We start from the raw sequence: 19,685 nt of genomic DNA on the forward strand, positions 1-19,685 counted from the left end.
TTATAAGAGCTCTTCTTTTGAAATTTTCAAAAGGGAAATACCGTGGTTTTTCAGAAACGCAATTCCGTCATTATCTGAATACTCATCAATGTAGATGAGTTTTTTTATGCCTGCCTGCAGGATAAGTTTGCTGCATTCTTTACAGGGCGAAAGCGTTAAATACAGGGTGGCATCTTTTGCAGACTGGGTAGATCCGGCGAGTTTCAGGATCGCATTGGCTTCCGCGTGCAGTACAAACCACTGTGTTTTTCCGTGTTCATCTTCACAGCAGTTGTCGAAACCCGAGGGTGTTCCGTTGTAGCCGTCGGAAATGATCATTCTGTCCTTTACAATTAAAGCGCCGACTTTTTTTCTTTCGCAATAGGAAAGTTTCGCCCATTCCATTGCCATTTTCAGATAGGCTTTGTCGAATTTTGTTGGTTCCAAAAACTGTAATTTAATATCGGTAATCTGCGGATTTCTTCCGCTAAAAGTGAATTATATATTTAGAAGTTTGGTTTTCTTTTTTCCAAAAACGCCGAGACGCCTTCTTTCTTATCTGCCATTTCGAAAAGCTCGCCGAAGGAACGCATCTCTGTTTCGAAACCACCTGGGGTTCCGGCCTGGTTTACAGCTTCTATCGCTTTGGCGATACCCATTGGTGAATTTCGGGAAATTGCAGTTGCAAGTTCTTTTGTTTTCGGTAAAAGATCTTCCAGACTAAAAACTTCGTTTACAAGACCGATTTCTTGCGCTCTTGTGGCCGAGATCATTTTGGCTGAAAAAATCATTTCGTTGGCAAGGCCTTTTCCTACCAGTTGCGGCAGCCGCTGTGTGCCTCCATAACCGGGGATAAGTCCCAGCGTGACTTCCGGCAAACCCAGCTTCGCGTTTTCTGATGCGTAACGAATGTGGCAGGCCATGGCAAGTTCCAAACCTCCGCCAAGGGCAAAACCATTTACGGCAGCGATTACAGGTTTGCCCAGGTTTTCTATTTTATTAAAGAGAATTTCCTGACCGTTTCGGGAGAGTTCTTCGGCAGCGGCAGTTCCAAAATCAGAAAACTCTTTGATGTCGGCACCGGCCACAAATGATTTCTCACCGCTCCCTGTAAGAATGATGACACGGATCTCGCCATCATTATTCAACCTTTCGAAAGCTTCGCTTAATTCCCGGATTGTTTCACCGTTCAGCGCATTGAGACTCGCCGGGCGGTTAATGGAAATAACAGCGGTTCTGTTTTCTCTTTCTATAATTATATTTTGGTAATTCATTTTAATAAAGAAAATATTTTACGATACGGTGCAAATTAGCGATTTTTTGTGAAATGCCAAATCAGGCATTTTCTGCGTTTCCGCTATTTTATGAAATTCCCTCTTCCGCACCCTTTAAATGGGTCATCATATTGGCATCAATATTTACCTGCAGACCCATGGCTATCTTCATCCCCAGCTCAATATTTGCACGGAAGAAATGGCAAAGCTGGCGGTTGATGATCTCATCGCGTTTTGGCCCGGAAATATTTTTCATCGAGTCTACGATATTGTGTATGAGGTTTTCGCGCGCTTCGGCGTTCATTGCTTTTGTGTAAAGCAAACCTGGCTGTGAGTAGTGGTCGTCATCATTTTCATTTCGGTTAAAGTGTGCGACAACCGTACTGTCAAGATCATATTCCAGCTCTTTGTACTGTGCATCAGCAATCGTATTGTCGAAACTGTTGGGGAAATAATTCGGCTGATCGCCGTAACTGCTGGAGTCAGCCATCGCGCCGTCTCTCTGGTAATTGTTGAATCCAAAAGGGCAGCGGTTCACTTCGAGCAGGTGCGCATTTACACCGACTCTGTACCGCTGCGCGTCGGGATAAGAGAATATACGCCCCTGCAACATCTTATCGGGTGAAAAACCGATGCCTGAAATTAAATGACTGGGCGAAAAAACGGCCTGCTCCACATGCGCGAAGAAATTGTTCGGAATCTCATTGAGTTCCATTTCACCTACTTCAATTAAAGGGAACTCATCGTGGAACCAGACTTTGGTTACATCGAAGGGATTCCAGCGGAAATCCTGCGCTTCCTCTTCGGTCATCACCTGAATATATAAAGTCCATTTCGGGAAATTGCCGTTTTCTATAGCGTGAACCAGATCTTCCTGAGCAAAATCGGGGTTCTGACCTTTCATTTCAGTCGCTGCTTCATTAGAAAAATTCTTAATTCCCTGTTTGGTTTTGAAGTGAAATTTCACCCAGACTCTTTCGTTTTTTGCATTGACCATTGAGTAAGTGTGGGAACCAAAACCATGCATATGTCTGTAACCATAAGGTGTACCGCGGTCCGACATCAATATTAAAACCTGATGCAGTGATTCCGGATTCAGGCTCCAGAAATCCCACTTCATCGTAGCGCTTTTTAGATTGGTTTTTGGGAGACGCTTTTGGGTGTGGATGAAATCAGGGAATTTCTTAGCGTCTTTAATGAAAAAAACGGGTGTGTTATTTCCCACCAAATCCCAGTTTCCGTCTTCGGTATAAAATTTCAGCGCAAATCCGCGCGGATCTCTTTCGGTATCGGCGCTGCCTTTTTCGCCGCCGACTGTAGAGAAACGTGCAAACATTCTGCATTCGTTGCCGACTTCAGCAAAAAGTTTTGCCTTGGTATATTGGGAAATATCGTGTGTCACTGTAAATTTTCCGTATGCGCCGCTTCCTTTTGCATGTACAATTCTCTCTGGAATGCGTTCGCGCACGAAATGCGCAAGGTTCTCCTGCAGTATAAAATCCTGCAAAAGCACCGGCCCGCGGGCTCCCACAGTCTGGGAATCCTGATGTTCAAAATAAGGCGCACCGGTTGCGGAGGTGAGTTTTTTAGAGGCCATTTCTGTATATTTTCTAGTACAAATCTAGGTATTTCAACGCACACCTTAAAAAAATTGAAATCAATTAAACATGGTATATTTGCGACAGAAAAATTTCCACATGAACATTCAACAGTTAGAGTACCTTATTGCGGTCGATAAGTACAAACATTTTGGCAAAGCCGCGCAGTCGTGTTTCATTACGCAGCCTACGCTCAGCGCGATGATCCATAAATTTGAAGAAGAGTTGGATGTGAAGATTTTCGACCGTACCACGCATCCGATCCGTACAACCGATGTGGGAATTCATATAATTGAAGAAGCAAAACAGGTCATCAGCTCCGTAAATGAACTCAAAAATAAAGCGAGTCTGCTGAATAATATCCTGGCCGGAAAACTGAATCTTGGTATTATTCCTACCGTTTCGAGTTTTATACTGCCTTCAGAAATCTTCAGTTTTGTGCAGGAAAATCCGAAGATTGAACTTACAGTAAAAGAAATGACGACCGAAAATATCATTAAAGCCCTAAAATCGGGTGAACTTGATGCGGGCATAATTTCTACGCCTTATGATGCAGCCGCCGATTTCTACCAGGATTTTCTTTTTAATGAAGAACTGATGATTTACTCATCGGAAAAAATTTTAAAAGATGATTCCTTTGTAGTGCCGGAGGAAATTGACACCAACAAGGTCTGGCTCCTGGAAGAGGGAAACTGCCTGAAAACCCAGTTCGAAAACATCTGTCATTTAAAGGAAAACGAACTGAAGCCAAAAAACCTGGATTTTATGGCCTCGAATATCAATACGCTGATTCAAATGGTAGATACAGTTGGTGGTATTACGGTGCTGCCCGAGCTGGCGCTGCCACAGCTTTCAGGCGCACAAAAAGAAAAAGTTTCCCGTTTCCGGAAACCTTTTCCGTTCCGAGAAATCAGCCTGCTTTACTATAAACCCACTTACAAGCAGAAAATTCTGAGTGAAATGGCGGTTTACATTAAAGATTCGGTGGCGGCAAAACTTAATTTTAACAAGAATCCCGCAGATTTTGTAAGTGTAAAACCGCAGTAGGTTAATTCCGTGAATTAATTTTGTGGATCGCCAAATACTTTCTAAATTTGCAACCGAAGAACTTCACGAGGAAAAATTTGACCTGATTGCAACCTCCATAAAAAATGCTAAAACAGAATTTCTATTTTAGTTTCTTTTGTAATCACTTCATTTTCCTTTAAAAATTAATCTTTTTTAAAAACAAAAGAAATATGTCCTATCTATTTACGTCTGAGTCAGTTTCCGCAGGTCATCCTGATAAAGTTGCCGACCAGATTTCAGATGCGCTTATCGATCATTTTTTGGCTTACGATGCCAACTCCAAAGTAGCCTGTGAAACGATGGTCACCACCGGTCAGGTAATTCTTGCCGGCGAAGTGAAATCCCAGGCTTACCTTGATGTTCAGGAAATTGCAAGAAAAGTGATCAATGATATCGGTTATACCAAAGGTGAATACATGTTCAACGGTGATTCGTGCGGAGTGATTTCTGCAATACATGAGCAGTCGCCGGACATTAACCAGGGTGTAGACCGCGTTTCCGATGATGCAGATTTCGAAACCCGCGCCAATGCTCAGGGAGCCGGTGACCAGGGAATGATGTTTGGTTATGCGACCAATGAAACCGATAATTATATGCCGTTGGCCCTTGACCTTGCGCATACCATTCTGCGCGAACTCTCGAAACTGCGCGACGAGAACGACGCCATTAAATATCTGCGACCCGATGCAAAATCACAGGTAACCATAGAATATTCCGATGATCATAAACCGGTGAGAATTGACTCTATTGTAGTATCAACCCAGCACGATGATTTCGGGAGTGAGGAGGCGATGCTTGCAAAAATAAAAAAAGACATCATCGAAATTCTGATTCCGCGAGTGAAGGCAGCTCAGAAAAGAGAAATTCAGGAACTGTTCAACGATGAGATAAAATATCATATCAACCCAACAGGAAAATTTGTCATCGGCGGGCCACATGGCGATACAGGTTTAACCGGGCGGAAAATTATTGTCGATACTTACGGTGGCAAAGGTGCTCACGGTGGCGGAGCGTTCTCCGGTAAGGATCCTTCCAAGGTAGACCGAAGTGCCGCGTATGCCGTACGTCACATGGCGAAAAACCTGGTTGCAGCCGGCGTTGCCGATGAGGTTTTGGTGCAGGTTTCCTACGCGATCGGTGTGGCCGAACCTTGCGGTCTTTACATTGATACGTACGGAACCTCGAAAATTAATTTACACGACGGCGAGATTGCGGAGCGGATCCAAAAAATCTTCGACCTGCGGCCTTACGCTATCGAGCAGAATCTGAAACTGCGAAATCCGATTTACCAGGAAACTGCTTCTTACGGGCATATGGGCCGGGAATATTATACGGCGTCGAAAACCTTTAATAAAGGAAAGAACAACGAAAAAACGATCGACAACCTCGAGTTCTTTACGTGGGAAAAACTCGATAAGGTCGATGAGATCAAAGAGGAATTTGGTATTTAATTACCATTTAATTTTAAACTGCTTTATCGGAACTGATAAGGCAGTTTTTTTTAACTTTACGCAGATAAGCGATTTTAATTTATGAAGAAAAATCTTTTTTTATTCCTTTTAATAGTGTTTTCGGTGGGAAGTCTGGCCAAGGCTCAGCTCACGGTGCACAAAATGGTTCACGCAGGTTACGTGTACCAGAACCAAAGTTTCGGCGAGATAGGCGGCCGACTGCTGCTCCTCAATACCGATGATGTGATTTACAGGATCGGCGCTGCGGCACTGCTGGGTTCTGCCAACGGAAAGTTTGCAGTTTTACCCAAGCTTCAGGGCGATATTCTGATTAATTTTGAGCGGAATGTTGACCTTTATCATTCCTATTATTTTCTGGCAGGCGCAGAAGTTACCACGAAATATATAGCGCCGAAAGTCGGTCTTACCTTATTTGGTTTGCTCGACCTTACAGGCGGTTACGCTTTTTCACTGGACAAAAGTGGAATCAATGGCAAAGAATTGAAAGGATTAAATATCAATTTTACCCTCAATATCCCGCTTGTATTGCTGCATGATCTGTCACAATAATTTATTTCTGTTAAATATTTTCGAAATTTTAACGTTGTATTAACTTTTTTGCTATTTTTACCACTCCATAAAACAACCGACTATCGACTAAACTCTACTTCTTATTTTAAAACCGGATTTCCCAACCTGAACTTATTTTGGGGTGCACACACGGTGAAAAAACAGAAGAGAGTTATGAAAACACAAACAGACAGCTGGTTGATCTCAGAATACCGCAACGGAAACGAACGTACTTTGCCGGTGTTGATCGAGAGACATCAAAAAGATCTTTTCTCATTTATCTTTTATAAACTGATGGATGAAGATCTGGCCAACGACATATTCCAGGATACTTTTATGAAAATTATTGTAACGCTGAAGGAAGGGCGCTACAACGAAGAAGGTAAATTTATCCTCTGGGCCAAACGCATCGCATACAACCTGATCATCGATCATTTCCGGTTAAAGGCCAAACACATCAAGGTTTCTGAGACCACTTATGACAATGACGAATTTTCAATATTTGACCTGATTTCTGAGAAAGAAGAAAATATTGAAGAGCGCCTCATCAGTCAGCAGATTCACGATGACCTTACCAAAATGCTCATTTATCTGCCCGAAAATCAGCAGGAAGTGATCCGGCTGCGTTTTTTTGATGGTTTAAGTTTTAAGGAAATTGCCGAGCAAACCGACAGCAGCATCAATACAACCTTGGGCAGAGTGCGCTATGCACTTATCAATTTGCGTAAAATTATGGCCGACCATCAGATTATTTTAACCAGATGATAATAATTGAAATAAAGTTTCGTTTTTAGGGAAATAAAACATCCCGCCTATGAAAAAAAATGACACTTTAAATCAAAACCTTTTGAAACCAAAAAGACAGACCGTCGACTTTTTACTAAGTTATTCCAGGAGTATTGCAGTTCTGAAAACCTCCGGTAAAAGTCAGACCGTATCCAAGAATTAACCTTAATTTGATTAAATTTGTGCTGTATGAAAATTCAGCACATTTTTTTTGACCTCGACAACACTCTATGGGATCACCGCCGAAATGCGTATCTCACTCTGAAAGAAATCTTTAAAAAAGAAGATATTTCAGAAAAATACAACCTCGATTTTGAGGATTTTCACAAAGAATACTTTACGATCAACGAGAGACTCTGGGAACAGATCCGCGATGGTGAGATTACCAAGGATTATCTCCGCGAACACCGTTTCTACGATGCTTTCGCGTTTTTCGGGATCGAGGATGCCACGCTCGCCCAGACTTTTGAAAGTAATTTTCTTGATGAGATTCTTAATTATAACGATCTCGTGGAAGGTGCGTTTCAGATCCTGGAATATCTTTCCGAAAAAGATTATGTCCTGCACATTCTTTCAAACGGTTTCCAGGAAGTGACCTATAAGAAATGCGAACTTTCGGGCATCAAGAACTATTTTCAAACCATCACCAGCGCTGATGAAATCAACGTGAGAAAGCCGCATCCCGAAGTATACGAATACGCCCTGCGAAAAGCCGGCGCGCAAAAGGAAAACTCAATGATGATCGGGGACGACTGGATCGCTGATGTGGAAGGTGGTAAATCCTTTGGCTTACAGGTCGTTTTTTTCGATGTTTTTAATGATAATTTCGAAGCGGAAAATGTAACTGTGATCAAAAAACTGATCGAACTTAAAGATATCTTATAAAGAAAAAAGACCTTTTCAATAATCGAAAAGGTCTTGATTAAATTTTTTAAACTCCCAGACTTTCACGTACTCTGGAAAGTGTTTCCTTTGCAATGGCTCGGGTTTTTACAGCACCTTGCTGAAGTTTCTCTTCGAGTTCCTGTAAATTGTTCATGTAATAACTGAAGAGTTCCCGCTCTTTTGCGAAACGCGTTAAGATGAGGTTCAGCAGTTCGTTTTTAGCATGCCCATATCCAAAATTTCCGGCGAGATATTTTTGTCTTAAACTTGCCGTCTGCTCAGCCGTAGCGATGAGTTCGTAGAGCGCAAAAACCTTGTCGGTTTCCGGATCTTTTGGTTCTTCCAGGGATTTGGAATCGGTCTCAATTCCCATCACCTGTTTTTTCAGTTCCTTTTCGGGCAGAAAGATGTTGATGATGTTTCCCCGGGATTTGCTCATTTTCTGGCCGTCGGTGCCCGGAACATATTTGGTGTCTTCCTGAAGTTCCGCCTGTGGCAACACGAAGACTTCGCCCATTTGGTGATTGAATCTGGAACCCATGTCGCGCGCCATCTCCAGGTGCTGAAGTTGGTCTTTGCCAACCGGAACAACTTCGGCATCATAAAGTAAAATATCCGCAGCCATAAGAATGGGATAAGTGAAAAGTCCTGCGTTCACATCATCCAGCCGGTCGGCTTTATCTTTAAAAGAGTGTGCCAGCGTCAATCGCTGATAAGGATAAAAGCAGGAAAGATACCAGGAAAGTTCGCAGACTTCGGCGATGTCGCTTTGTCTGTAAAAATAAGTTTTCTCCGGATCCAGGCCGCATGCGAGCCACGCTGCGGCAATTTCATACGTATTCTGCCGAAGTTCCGCTGCGTTTTTGATCTGGGTTAATGAGTGCAGATTGGCGATGAAAAGAAATGATTCGTTATCAGACTTTTTCGAAAGTTCGATAGCGGGAATGATGGCGCCAAGTAAATTTCCGAGATGTGGCGTTCCTGTCGCCTGTATTCCTGTAAGTATTCTGGACATATTATAATCTGCTTTGCGCAAAAATACGAAAGAAATGCCTCTTTGCCAACCGTGCGCGCGATTGTGCGTTTACTTTTTTGCTTTTGTCAGTGTTTCCAGAAGTTTTCGCTGGCGGCGGTTCCGTTTCAGGAGCGTAAGATAATTCTTTACTAAAAATGCCGCGAACACCAGGGCCGCGATTCCCGAAAGCCAGTTGTATATCCGAAAACGCTCCGTAACTGCCGCAATTTGTACTTTTTCTTCCTGATCCCGCGTGTTGAGATACCGGTTAAGTGATTTCAGTTCATTCTGCTCCAGCGTTTTGCGGATCGCGAGATACCTGTTGTTGTACACCTGAAACTTTTCGAAATTATTAAGCGCGAGATTATTGTTTGCCAACAGTTTATAAATCCCTTCATTTAAAATAAGATCGCCAATTGGCAAAGCGAGCTCTTCTGCCCGGTAAAGTTTTTCCAGTGATCCCGAATAATTTTTGGTGATGAACTGACTTTCGCCCTGTCCTTTTAAAGCATAGGCTTCCAGGCTTTTGGCTTTTGCCGTTTTCGCGTACGTTTCCGAAAGTGCAAAATACTGCGAAGCATTTTTCAGCTGCTCCAAATCCATGTAACAGTAACCGATATTGTAATTGATGATGCGCAGATTTGCGGCGGTATTTTTATTGGGTACGGAATTCTTCAGGCTTTCTGCTGCCATTTTAAATTTTTCCAGCGCCAGGTCGGGGTTGGACTGGTTGCGGTAGATCATGCCCCGCACTGCATAATTAAAACCGATGTTGGGAAGGCGCTCTTTGTCGCCATTATCCAGCTTTTCTGTGAGTATAAGTGATTTGTCCAGAGTTTCCAGCGCTTTATCGTATAGTTCCATCTGCTGATACTGCACGGCGACAGAATTAAGGATCTTGATTTTTGTCGTGGGCAAAGCTTCTTTATCAATGAGATCCGTTGCTTTCAGAATATAATAAAGTGAGCTGTCATTATTTCTTTTAGCGATATATGCATTGGAGACGAGCATGTAAAGATGTGCGACTTCATCGGTTTTATTTTCCTGCTTCAATAATTTTAGGGCAATCGATATCGCCTCGTCAGGATTTTCGTAGATGATCAGCCTCGCCCTTTTCATCAGCGAATCGTTGTTTTGCTGAGCCACAAATCCTGCAGACCAGAGCAGAAAAAATAGAACCGAAAGAGTGGTAAAGTGCTTCATTACGTATTTCTTAAAGTCTGCATATATTCCTGTGGAGACATGCCGGTTATGGATTTAAAAACATTGGTAAAGGCGCTGTGTGAAGTAAATCCGCCGATTTCTGCGATATAGCTTATTTTATACTGCAGGTACGTTCGGTCAGTAGATAAAAGCTGAATGACGTGTTTTACCCGAAGTTCATTAATATAAGAATTAAAATTCTTGTCTTTGAATTTATTGATGATTTCCGAGAGGTATTTTGTATTGGTTCCCAACTGTGCAGCCAGTGTCGCCAGTGACATGTTGTTGTCGAGGTAGTTTTTGGATTCTTCGAACTGCTCCAGTTTTTCCAGGATTTCAGTTTCGGTTTCTTTTGGAATAAGGAGTGGTTTTTTTGAATTTTCCTTTTCGTTGGCCTGTACTTTTTTCTGCGGGTTCGGGAGGTTTACTGACCGGAAAAATTTAATCTGCTTGTTAAGGACCTTCGCCCGCTGAACTTCGCGCACGTACAGAAAACCAAGCGCCAGCAGCATTAAAAGTAAAATTCCGGCAATATAAAAAAACTGCATTTTCTTTTGTTGTGCGGCAGATTTGGTCTGCTCGGTCAGCAGTTCGGTATTGAGCTGCACCAGTGCGCGGCGGGCTTCTTTTTTATTTTCCTCTAATGACTTAGAACTTTCCGCTAGTTTCTTCTTGTAAAAGTCGTATTCTGAAGTGTTTTTAATGACGAGGTAATTCTTCAGAAGATCTGCGTAAATATTTCGTTTTAGTGGTTCGTAACTCAGCTTTTCGACAGGCAGTAAAGCACTTTTTAAGCACTGTACCGCTTCATCATATTTTTGTTCCTCAAAATAAAGTTCACCGCGAAACTGCTGTGTAAGTGAGCGCAGATAGACCGCACGCGGAATCTTTCCCAAATCGGACAGCAACCTGTCTGCCCGGTTCCAGGCTTCCTTTTTCCGGCCTTTTTCCGACAGAATAACGGCTGCCAGCAAATCATTCTCTTTTAAGACCAACTCTGATGGATTTCCCGCGCCATTCGCATAATCGGAACTTAGGTTGAGATCTTTCCGGGCCTGGTCATACTGTTTTAATGCTAAATAGTTTCTGGCCTGCAACTGAAAAAGCTGCGCATACAGAACATCGTCTTCGGGCCGGAACTTTGGTTTCTGCGTGTCGGAAAGTAATGGTGAAAGTATTTTAGCGGCTTGCTCGTAAAGATTGAGTTCATAGAATTCCCTTGCCACCATAAGCTTTCGGTGCAGGTCCTGCGCTGGATTTTGCTGTTCAGACTGTTCAAAAGCGAGCCGCACAGATTCCAAATAGTCACCTTTCAGTAAGTAACCTTTAGCCAAAATATCATTTACAATAAGCTGCCGGGCGCTGTTCCTGATTTCTTTGGCCGCATGAAGTGCCACGTCGGGATTTTCATAGAGTTTCAGGAAACTGTTTTCCACGCGCATTTTAAAGTCGGAAGTGCTTTGAGCTGACAGCACGCTCACCCCAAAAACAAAGAAAAAAAGAAACCGCAACGATTGGCGCATTCACAAAAATACTCATTTTTGGAACTCCCGCTGATTAATAAAATAACCTTTTTAATATCTTTTTGCCAAGAAGTTTAACGCGTAAAAGTTCAGATCACAAAATGTGAACCCTGTTAATTAAAATGCGAAATGTAATAATCCTTTGATAATCATTAATAAACCGTGATGCTATTTTCAAATTTCGTGAAATCTGCAACCCTAATTTCCCTGTTAAGTGAGTTTTTGATCTAGATTTGAAAGACTATAAAATCTAATTATTATTATGAAGAATTATTACTTAGCAGCTCTTTTTTTCGCCGGATTCGGTTTAACGCACGCGCAGGTTTTTGAAACTGGTGACATGGTATTTATGCATGATGTTTCAAATACGGGCGTTGCATCCGGAGCCAGCGGCGACTCACATGTAATGTGGACCGAGGCAAACGGCACAGTAAACATCGGCACCATGGCAAACGGTGATCAGGTTCCCGGCATGGTAAGTATTTCGTCCGACGGAAAATATATTTCGGGAAGCATGGTGAACCCTGCGACCGGGCTGGAGCAGATGTCCCGCTATGATATTGCAGCAGGAACGTGGAAATTCCTGGGTGCGCTCAGTGCGTCCGGTACGAGTTCTTCCTGGGGAATGACCAGCGACGGTTCCGTAATCGTAGGCCTGGGCCAGGAAGAGGATTATTTGGGCCATGCTGTAAAATGGTCAGAAACCACAGGACTGGTTGATCTGGGCAGCACGGTTTCGGGGAGCAGTTCCCGAGCCAATGCAGTGAATGATGATGGAACGGTTGTCGTAGGCTGGCAGGACGATGATTATGGCGACCGGTTTGGCGTTTACTGGAAGGATGGCGTGCAAACCCACCTCACCGATAACAATGGCGAGCTTGTAGGTGAAATTTCTGCGGTGACTCCGGATGGCAAAACAATGATCGGCGCGAACTACGAAAATCCCTTCATCTGGAACGAGGCCGATGGTTTCACAGAATTGGCACACGAAAATCCTATGTTCGAAGGTGTGGCTACAGGAGTTTCCGATGACGGAAAAACAGTGATCGGCTTTTACCGGGAATGGGGAACAGGAGCGCTGACGGGAAGTGGTTTTATCTGGACAAAAGAAACAGGTACGGTCGACCTGAATGCACATGTGGCGGCTTTAGGTTTAAACGATCTTGGGATTACATTTGCCCTGCCAATGGGATTATCTCCAGATGGAAAAAATATAGCAGGTATCGGCGCAAGAGATTACGATTATGTGGGTTTCGTGATTAAGCTGACTGATCTTCTGGCAACAGAACACGTAAATCAGCAGAACCAAGTTCGCATTTACCCAAATCCTGTGGAAGACGTTCTTTACCTGTCAAACGCAACTAAAATCACGGGCATAGAAATTTATAATTTGAGCGGCCAAAAAGTGCTGTCGGCGCAAAAGATTACAGACCAGGGTCTGAACGTGTCTAAACTTGCAAAAGGCGCTTATATCCTGAAAATAAAAACAGGTAACGAAACGCAGAGTATTAAAGTACTTAAAAAATAAACTTCATTAATTTTTTCGCAAAAAAAAGTTCGTCGGAAATTTTCCGGCGAACTTTTTTATTTTTTTCAAAGGTGATCCGCTTTGCAGTTGAATTTTCTGCAAATCAAAAATCAAGTCCATGAGGAAAAGCCTTCTTCCGGAAGATCAGCAGCAGCGCTGCACCGACCGTAATTGCAGAGTCTGCGATATTGAAAATATACCGAAAGAACTCGATATGTTTACCGCCGACCAGTGGCCAGCTCTCCGGCACATCCCAGTCTACGAGCGGGAAGTGAAGCATATCGACCACACAACCTTTCATAAATGCTGCGTAACCGTTTCCAAGTTCCGTCACTTTTGATATGCCGCCATATTCAATCCAGCGGCCGATACTTTCATCATACACGGTTCCGCTGTCGAAGATCAGGCCATAAAACATACCGTCGAGCAGGTTACCGATCGCACCGGCAAATATCATCGACATGGGAATGATGAGGTAATTGCTGGCGCCTTCCTTCAGCCATTTTCCGAAAAGGTAGATCATGCCGCCAATCAAAAATACGCGTACGATCACCAGAAAATATTTACCGAGCAGACCGCCGAAATGAAAACCGTAAGCCATGCCGGGATTCTCCACAAAAGTCAGTTTAAAACCGGGAAATACATCTGCGCTTTCGCCCAGGTGGAAATGTGTTTTAATGTAAAATTTAGAAAGCTGATCGATCAGCAGAATTACAAGCGTAATAAGAGCGATTTTCTTCATTAGAGATCCGTCTTTGGTTTGTCTTTAAAATTTTTGGCCGGCTTATCTTTTTTAATCGCGGTTCGTGGTTCGCCAGACTGGGTTTTTGTATTTCTGGTGTGAAATTTTTCGTACCGGATTCCCATCTCCTTCATTACACTTTTCAGCGCATTCAGTTCCATTTGATTTTTCGGATGTACAACAAGTGATTCCATTTTCATTTATTTTTTTGAAAGTTCATTCAGGCGGTTGAGTTCTTTTTCGGTAAGATCTCCCACGCCGTTGTTCTTCATTTTAGAGAGCAGTGTATCGATTTCCTTTTCGCGTTCGCGTTTTTCAGAATTGTAGCGGTCGTCTATCGTATAATTTTTCTGCCTGGCGGGGCGAATTTTTTCCTTGATATCCTTTCGGAAAAAGTAAATGAAGATTACGGCTACCGCGAGCAGTATAAAGATGAATTCCATAATTTGGTATAATGTAAAATGTACAAAGTAAAATGCGTTTTAAACAGTAAAAACACAAGATACTCTGTACATTTTACTGTACGAAAAGCATAATTTTATCGCTGCATATTTTTAGCTTCGATGCTTAATGTAGCGTGTGGAACAGCTCTCAGACGGTCTTTGCCGATGAGTTTGCCAGTTACCCGACACACGCCGTAGGTTTTGTTTTCTATACGTACGAGTGCGTTTTTCAGATCCCGTACGAATTTTTCCTGACGCCCGGCCAGGATCGCATTCTGCTCTTTGCTGAGTGTTTCTGCACCTTCTTCAAAAGCTTTGAAGGTTGGCGAAGTATCATCGGTGCCATTATTCTGGTCGTTGATAAAACTCTCGCGGATCAGCATCAGATCTTTTTCCGCTTTTTCAATTTTTGCCTGGATCAGTTCTTTGAATTCCTCCAAATCGGCAGCGCTGTATCTTTGTCTTTCTTCTTGCATTTTTTTAATAATTTGTTAGTGTGATAATTCAGCTGCGTGATGAGTATAACTTGTTTATGACTCATTGCTGTGCTACTTTTACCTTAAATTTTTGATCATCGATTTCTATTTCGTCAAAATTTGAAAGTGAATTTACAATTTCTATTTTATCTGACAATACTTCTTCGGAAATATAGGTGTTATTCGCCAGAAGTTCTTTTTCAAAAGGCGAATTCGCCTCGATTTCAATGGTTATTCTGTCGGTGAGTTCAAAGCCTTTATCTTTCCTTAAGTTCTGTATCCTGTTGATGAATTCCCGTGCTACACCTTCAGCCTTCAGTTCCGGTGTTAACGTAAGGTCCAGCGCCACTGTGATTTTGCCTTCATTGGCCACGGTCCAGCCCGGTATATCTTTGGTAAAGATTTCTACGTCATCTAAAGTGATCCCGTATCCCTGAATATCGATCCTGCCTTCTTTTTCGAATTGAGTAATATCTTCGGAAGTTAATGCTGAGATTGCGTTTCCAACCGCTTTCATATCTTTTCCGAGGCGCGATCCCAGGGTTTTGAAATTGGGCTTGATCTGTTTTACAATAAGATGCGCGGCCTCCTCTGCATTGATCAGCTGCAGCTCTTTGATGTTTACTTCCTGTTTGATGAGGTCGGAGACGGCAAGGATCTGTGCTTTGGTTTTTGAATCCATCACGGGGATCATGAGTTTTTGAAGCGGTTGCCGAACTTTGATATTTTCTTTCTTTCTTAATGAAAATACCATGGAAGTAATCTGTTGCGCGAGATGTGTTTTTGCGACCAGATCTTTGTCGATCAGTTTTTCATCCGCTTGCGGGAAATCTGTAAGGTGTACGGATTCCGCCACTTCTTTTCCGGTGATTTCATTAAGGTCCTGATAAAGCTGATCCATGTAAAACGGAGCTACAGGTGCAGAAATCTTTGCTACGGTTTCCAGACAGGTATATAATGTCTGGTACGCCGAGATCTTGTCTTCGGAATAATCGCCTTTCCAGAATCTTCGTCGGCAAAGTCTTACATACCAGTTACTTAAATTGTCGTTCACGAAATTATTAATGGCGCGCGCCACTTTCGTCGGTTCGTAATCATTGTAAAAACCGGTGACCTCTTTAACAAGAAGATTCAATTCTGACAAAATCCAGCGGTCGATCTCCGGGCGGTTTTCCACCTCTTTTTCAGAATAGCTGAAACCGTCGACATTCGCATACAACGCAAAGAATGAATACGTATTATAAAGTGTTCCAAAAAATTTCCGGCGCACTTCATCAATACCTTCCACATCAAATTTCAGATTTTCCCACGGATTTGCGTTGGCGATCATGTACCATCGCGTGGCATCGGGACCGTATTTATCGAGCGTGGTAAATGGATCTACCGCATTGCCCAGCCGTTTCGACATTTTCTGGCCGTTCTTGTCCAGGACCAAACCGTTGGACATTACATTTTTATAAGCTACAGAATCGAAAACGGCGGTCGCAATAGCGTGTAAGGTGTAAAACCAACCGCGCGTCTGATCAACTCCTTCCGCAATAAAATCTGCGGGAAAAGCTTTTCTTTCGTCGATGAGTTCTTTGTTTTCGAACGGATAATGGAGTTGTGCGTACGGCATAGAGCCGGAATCAAACCACACGTCGATGAGGTCTGCCTCCCGTTTCATCGGTTTTCCGGAAGGTGAAACCAGCGTGATGTCATCAACAATATTTTTATGAAGATCGATATTCGCGTAATTTTCATAGGACATATTTCCAGTTTCGAATTTTCCGAAAGGATTTTCTGTCATGAAACCTGCAGCTATTGATTTTTCGATCTCTGCAGTTAATTCTTCTACGGAACCGATCAGGATTTCTTCCTTCTGATCCTCGGTACGCCAGATCGGCAGCGGGATTCCCCAATACCGGGAGCGCGACAGATTCCAGTCGTTCACATTTTCGAGCCAGTTTGCAAAACGGCCTTCACCTGTAGACTTCGGTTTCCAGTTGATGGTCTCGTTTAAAGCCACCAAACGGTCTTTAACGGCAGTCATCTTCACAAACCAGGAATCCAGCGGGTAGTATAAAACCGGTTTATCTGTGCGCCAGCAGTGCGGATAACTGTGTACGTATTTTTCTACTTTAAAGGCTTTGTTTTCTGTTTTCAGAAGGATGGCCAGTTCTACATCCCAGGATTTCTCAGGTGCTGTCCCCTCGTCGTAATACTCATTCTTGATGTATTTGCCGGCAAATATTTCGGGAACATTTTTTCCATTGGCAAATCTTCCCTGAAGGTCTACAAGCGGCACAAGATTGTCGTTGTCGTCTTTAATGAGCATCGGCGATATGCCGTTCTCTTTTGCCACGCGCGCATCATCTGCCCCGAAAGTCGGCGCAATGTGTACGATCCCGGTGCCGTCTTCGGTGGTCACAAAATCTCCCGTGATCACGCGGAAGGTATTCTCGGGATCTTCTGCAGGTAAAAACCATGGAATCAGCTGTTCATATTCAGTTCCTGCTAAATCTGCTCCCGTAAATTCACCAAGAACCTGGTAAGGAATTTTTTTATCGTCGGCTTTATAAGTGTTAAAGTCGTCCGCATTTCCTTCAAAATATTTTTTACCGAAATTTTTCTCCAGAAGCACCCGCGCCAGTATAATGTGTACGGGCTCAAAAGTATATTGGTTGAAGGTTTTAACCAACACATATTCAATATCGCGCCCCACGGCCAATGCCGTATTCGACGGTAAAGTCCATGGTGTGGTCGTCCACGCGAGGAAGTAAATATCCGGCTTTGTGTTTTCACTGTCAAATTCTGCCCAGTGCAAAGCGCCGCCACAAGTGTTTTCTGCAATCTCGCTGCTGTCCGTTTTGCTTTCTGCAAAAGACAATGTTGCCAGTCTTTTCCAAAGTCCGCTCGGATTTTTCTGCGTGTCTTTAATCTTAAACTGCGCAACCACAGTGGTGTCGGAAACATCCCGGTACGTTCCGGGCTGGTTAAGTTCGTGCGACGATAATCCGGTTCCGGCTTTCGGCGAGTAAGGCTGTATCGTGTAGCCTTTGTACAAAAGATTCTTGTTGTAAAGCTGTTTCAAAAGCCACCAAACCGTTTCCATATATTTCGGTTCGTAAGTGATGTATGGATCTTTGAGATCTACCCAATAGCCGATTTTTTCAGTAAGGTCGTTCCACACATCGGTGTAGCGCATGACCGCGTTTCGGCAGGCCTGATTGTATTCTTCAACAGAAATCTTCTTACCGATATCTTCTTTTGTAATGCCAAGTTCCTTTTCTACACCAAGTTCTATTGGCAAACCGTGTGTATCCCAACCGGCTTTGCGAAAAACGAGTTTTCCCTGCTGTGTCTGGTAACGGCAGAAAATATCTTTCAGCGCACGGGCCATCACGTGGTGGATTCCCGGCATACCGTTCGCCGATGGCGGGCCTTCATAAAATACATATTCGGGTTGGCCGGTGCGTATTTCTACAGATTTTTCGAAAGTTTTATTTTCTGCCCAAAAATCTGAAATGTTTTTGGCAACAGCGGTTAAATCGAGATTTTTATATTCGCTAAACTTCTTCATTGTCAGTCGGTTCAAAAAGAATTGTCTTTTTTAATTAAGTTTGCGAATATAAGGTTTTTTCGTGAAATTATGGTGCTGTGTTTCTCAGGACTTGCATATCGGCAATTCTACAACAACCAGCGTTCCGGCAGGTTTTTCATTTTCGTACAGATCTACATATTTAATGTCATACGCGCCGGCACCAAAATAATTTTTAAGCATTCCGTGTGCGATTTTCAGTCCCATTGACTGCCGCGTAACGGGGTTTTTATTGTTTTTAAAGGCAAGCTCGCGACCGATGCCATTATCTTTTATACTGATTTTTATCCCATTGTTGCAAGGTTCAACTTCTACATTGATCTTCTTATTATCAACGGTGGAAATACCGTGCAGAATCGCATTTTCCAGGAAGGGCTGCAACACGAGCGGTGGAAGGGTAACTTTTGTAGGATCAATTTCCGGACTGATTTTTATACTGAAATCCATTTCATTATTAAAACGCAGATTTTCAATATCGATATAAATTTTCAGGGTGTGAAGTTCTTCCTCGAGGGTGAGCTCGCGTTTCATCGATGCCGCGAGAATGGTGCGGATTATATTCGAGAATTTAGTCAGATATTCTGCGGCAATCTGGGTTTCATGCTCCAAAATGTAATATTTAATGGAGTTTAAAGCATTAAAAATAAAATGCGGATTGATCTGACTTTGCAATACCGAAAGCTTAAGATCCGAAATTTCCTGCAGGTACTTAATTTTTTCATTTTCAACCAGCAGACGCTTTTCATTTTCCCTGCTAATGCTGTCTTTTAAAAGTTCATTTTTCTTCATTTCCGCGATGAAGTTTTCCTGTAAGGTCACCTTGTCCCGATAATTTATTTTTTGCTGATAACCCAAAGCATAGGAAAACGCAAGGTTTTCGACTATAACTCCGAAATAATAAACTGCATCGCCCATTTTTCTGCTGATGTTGATCCACGGGAGTTCGCGCACGAAATGCACACCAATGAGCGAAGTGACAAACAGCATAACGCCACCAAAAATAATATAGTACTTCAGATCGTTTTTAACCCGTAACAGTAGCGAAAACGAAACAAAGATCTGTACGGCAATCAGCGGGATAAACGATTTCTTAAACAGATGAAAAAAAAGATCGTAATCGCCGAACCGCATGACCAAAAAGCTCAGCGTTGCCGCAGCCATTAGAATATAAACCGGCAGTGTAATGATCCGGTGCCACTTTGGGTTCACCTTTCTGATCCTCAGGAATGCGGCGAAGAACACAAAATAAAGACAGTTGAATATAATGGTGAAATACTGTTTCGTGCCGTCATCCAGGCCGAAGTATGTTGATATTTCCTGCAGGAAACCGCCTTCTGCTAACGGAATATATGCAAGCATTGAAAAAAAAGTGTAGCAGCTGTATAGTAAATACGCTCTGCTTCGGTTCTGAAAAAACAGCATCAGGTGATAAGTGGTCAGCAGCAGAAGTCCGCCCAATATAGTATAAAGGAGACTGTTGTAGGTGTCGCGTTCAATGATCGTACGAATTACTGCGAGCATACCTAAAATGTGTTTATTCACAAAAATAGGATTTTAAATCCAA

General features: G+C 42.9%; 19 protein-coding genes. 7 read left to right on the forward strand and 12 right to left on the reverse strand.

Annotated elements, in window-relative coordinates; all coding sequences use genetic code 11:
- From H562_RS0102055 to H562_RS0102065, 3 genes are all read right to left on the reverse strand, one after another.
- Positions 1-426, reverse strand: coding sequence for a deoxycytidylate deaminase (locus H562_RS0102055; RefSeq protein WP_027375990.1), 426 nt, complete (start codon positions 424-426; stop codon positions 1-3).
- Positions 427-485: 59 nt separating this feature from the next.
- On the reverse strand, positions 486-1,253 hold the full coding sequence (locus H562_RS0102060) for an enoyl-CoA hydratase/isomerase family protein (protein WP_027375991.1): 768 nt from the start codon (positions 1,251-1,253) through the stop codon (positions 486-488).
- Between the two features lie 88 nt (positions 1,254-1,341).
- Entirely contained in the window at positions 1,342-2,850 is a 1,509-nt protein-coding gene (locus tag H562_RS0102065; RefSeq protein ID WP_027375992.1) for a catalase, read from the reverse strand.
- 100 nt (positions 2,851-2,950) lie between these two features.
- On the opposite strand from H562_RS0102065, the gene H562_RS0102070 reads away from it, so the two are divergent.
- The 6 genes from H562_RS0102070 to H562_RS0102095 all read left to right on the forward strand — a co-directional run bounded on the left by H562_RS0102070 (position 2,951) and on the right by H562_RS0102095 (position 7,611).
- On the forward strand, positions 2,951-3,898 hold the full coding sequence (locus H562_RS0102070) for a hydrogen peroxide-inducible genes activator (RefSeq protein WP_027375993.1): 948 nt from the start codon (positions 2,951-2,953) through the stop codon (positions 3,896-3,898).
- A 191-nt stretch (positions 3,899-4,089) separates the two neighbouring features.
- The gene (gene metK, locus H562_RS0102075; protein ID WP_027375994.1) at positions 4,090-5,370 is read left to right on the forward strand and encodes a methionine adenosyltransferase; all 1,281 of its coding nucleotides are present in this window, start codon (positions 4,090-4,092) and stop codon (positions 5,368-5,370) included.
- A gap of 81 nt (positions 5,371-5,451) precedes the next feature.
- Complete coding sequence (locus H562_RS0102080; RefSeq protein WP_027375995.1) at positions 5,452-5,940, forward strand: hypothetical protein; 489 nt, start codon at positions 5,452-5,454, stop codon at positions 5,938-5,940.
- Between the two features lie 174 nt (positions 5,941-6,114).
- Complete coding sequence (locus H562_RS0102085; RefSeq protein ID WP_027375996.1) at positions 6,115-6,705, forward strand: RNA polymerase sigma factor; 591 nt, start codon at positions 6,115-6,117, stop codon at positions 6,703-6,705.
- 49 nt (positions 6,706-6,754) lie between these two features.
- The gene (locus H562_RS15805; protein WP_262493280.1) at positions 6,755-6,889 is read left to right on the forward strand and encodes a hypothetical protein; all 135 of its coding nucleotides are present in this window, start codon (positions 6,755-6,757) and stop codon (positions 6,887-6,889) included.
- A 26-nt stretch (positions 6,890-6,915) separates the two neighbouring features.
- Positions 6,916-7,611 carry a YjjG family noncanonical pyrimidine nucleotidase gene (locus H562_RS0102095; protein WP_027375997.1) on the forward strand — a complete coding sequence of 232 codons (696 nt, stop codon included), beginning with the start codon at positions 6,916-6,918 and terminating at the stop codon, positions 7,609-7,611.
- A gap of 46 nt (positions 7,612-7,657) precedes the next feature.
- On the opposite strand, the gene trpS is transcribed toward H562_RS0102095, so the two are convergent.
- The 3 genes from trpS to H562_RS0102110 form a co-directional block, all read right to left on the reverse strand.
- A complete protein-coding gene (trpS, locus tag H562_RS0102100; protein WP_027375998.1) occupies positions 7,658-8,626 on the reverse strand; it encodes a tryptophan--tRNA ligase in 969 nt (322 codons plus the stop codon).
- 69 nt (positions 8,627-8,695) lie between these two features.
- Entirely contained in the window at positions 8,696-9,829 is a 1,134-nt protein-coding gene (locus H562_RS14500) for a tetratricopeptide repeat protein (protein WP_051190363.1), read from the reverse strand.
- Positions 9,829-11,352 carry a helix-turn-helix domain-containing protein gene (locus tag H562_RS0102110; RefSeq protein WP_027375999.1) on the reverse strand — a complete coding sequence of 508 codons (1,524 nt, stop codon included), beginning with the start codon at positions 11,350-11,352 and terminating at the stop codon, positions 9,829-9,831. Before H562_RS0102110 ends, H562_RS14500 begins: the two co-directional genes overlap by 1 nt.
- Positions 11,353-11,614: 262 nt before the next feature.
- On the opposite strand from H562_RS0102110, the gene H562_RS0102115 reads away from it, so the two are divergent.
- On the forward strand, positions 11,615-12,880 hold the full coding sequence (locus H562_RS0102115) for a T9SS type A sorting domain-containing protein (RefSeq protein ID WP_027376000.1): 1,266 nt from the start codon (positions 11,615-11,617) through the stop codon (positions 12,878-12,880).
- 103 nt (positions 12,881-12,983) lie between these two features.
- On the opposite strand, the gene H562_RS0102125 is transcribed toward H562_RS0102115, so the two are convergent.
- The 6 genes from H562_RS0102125 to H562_RS15300 all read right to left on the reverse strand — a co-directional run bounded on the left by H562_RS0102125 (position 12,984) and on the right by H562_RS15300 (position 19,663).
- Positions 12,984-13,622, reverse strand: a complete 639-nt coding sequence (locus H562_RS0102125) for a lipoprotein signal peptidase (RefSeq protein ID WP_027376001.1) — start codon at positions 13,620-13,622, stop codon at positions 12,984-12,986.
- The gene (locus H562_RS0102130; RefSeq protein WP_027376002.1) at positions 13,622-13,816 is read right to left on the reverse strand and encodes a DUF2683 family protein; all 195 of its coding nucleotides are present in this window, start codon (positions 13,814-13,816) and stop codon (positions 13,622-13,624) included. The genes H562_RS0102125 and H562_RS0102130 overlap by 1 nt, the downstream gene beginning before the upstream one ends.
- A 6-nt stretch (positions 13,817-13,822) precedes the next feature.
- Positions 13,823-14,065: a DUF6576 domain-containing protein gene (locus tag H562_RS0102135; RefSeq protein WP_233701961.1), complete on the reverse strand. Its 243-nt coding sequence runs from the start codon at positions 14,063-14,065 to the stop codon at positions 13,823-13,825.
- Positions 14,066-14,160: 95 nt separating this feature from the next.
- Entirely contained in the window at positions 14,161-14,541 is a 381-nt protein-coding gene (locus tag H562_RS0102140) for a TraR/DksA family transcriptional regulator (RefSeq protein WP_027376004.1), read from the reverse strand.
- A gap of 61 nt (positions 14,542-14,602) precedes the next feature.
- Complete coding sequence (gene ileS, locus H562_RS0102145) at positions 14,603-18,103, reverse strand: isoleucine--tRNA ligase (protein WP_027376005.1); 3,501 nt, start codon at positions 18,101-18,103, stop codon at positions 14,603-14,605.
- Positions 18,104-18,187: 84 nt separating this feature from the next.
- Positions 18,188-19,663 carry a sensor histidine kinase gene (locus H562_RS15300; RefSeq protein WP_156831946.1) on the reverse strand — a complete coding sequence of 492 codons (1,476 nt, stop codon included), beginning with the start codon at positions 19,661-19,663 and terminating at the stop codon, positions 18,188-18,190.
- Between the last annotated feature and the right edge of the window lie 22 nt (positions 19,664-19,685).

The organism is Kaistella palustris DSM 21579 (assembly GCF_000422265.1).
Taxonomy (GTDB): domain Bacteria; phylum Bacteroidota; class Bacteroidia; order Flavobacteriales; family Weeksellaceae; genus Kaistella; species Kaistella palustris.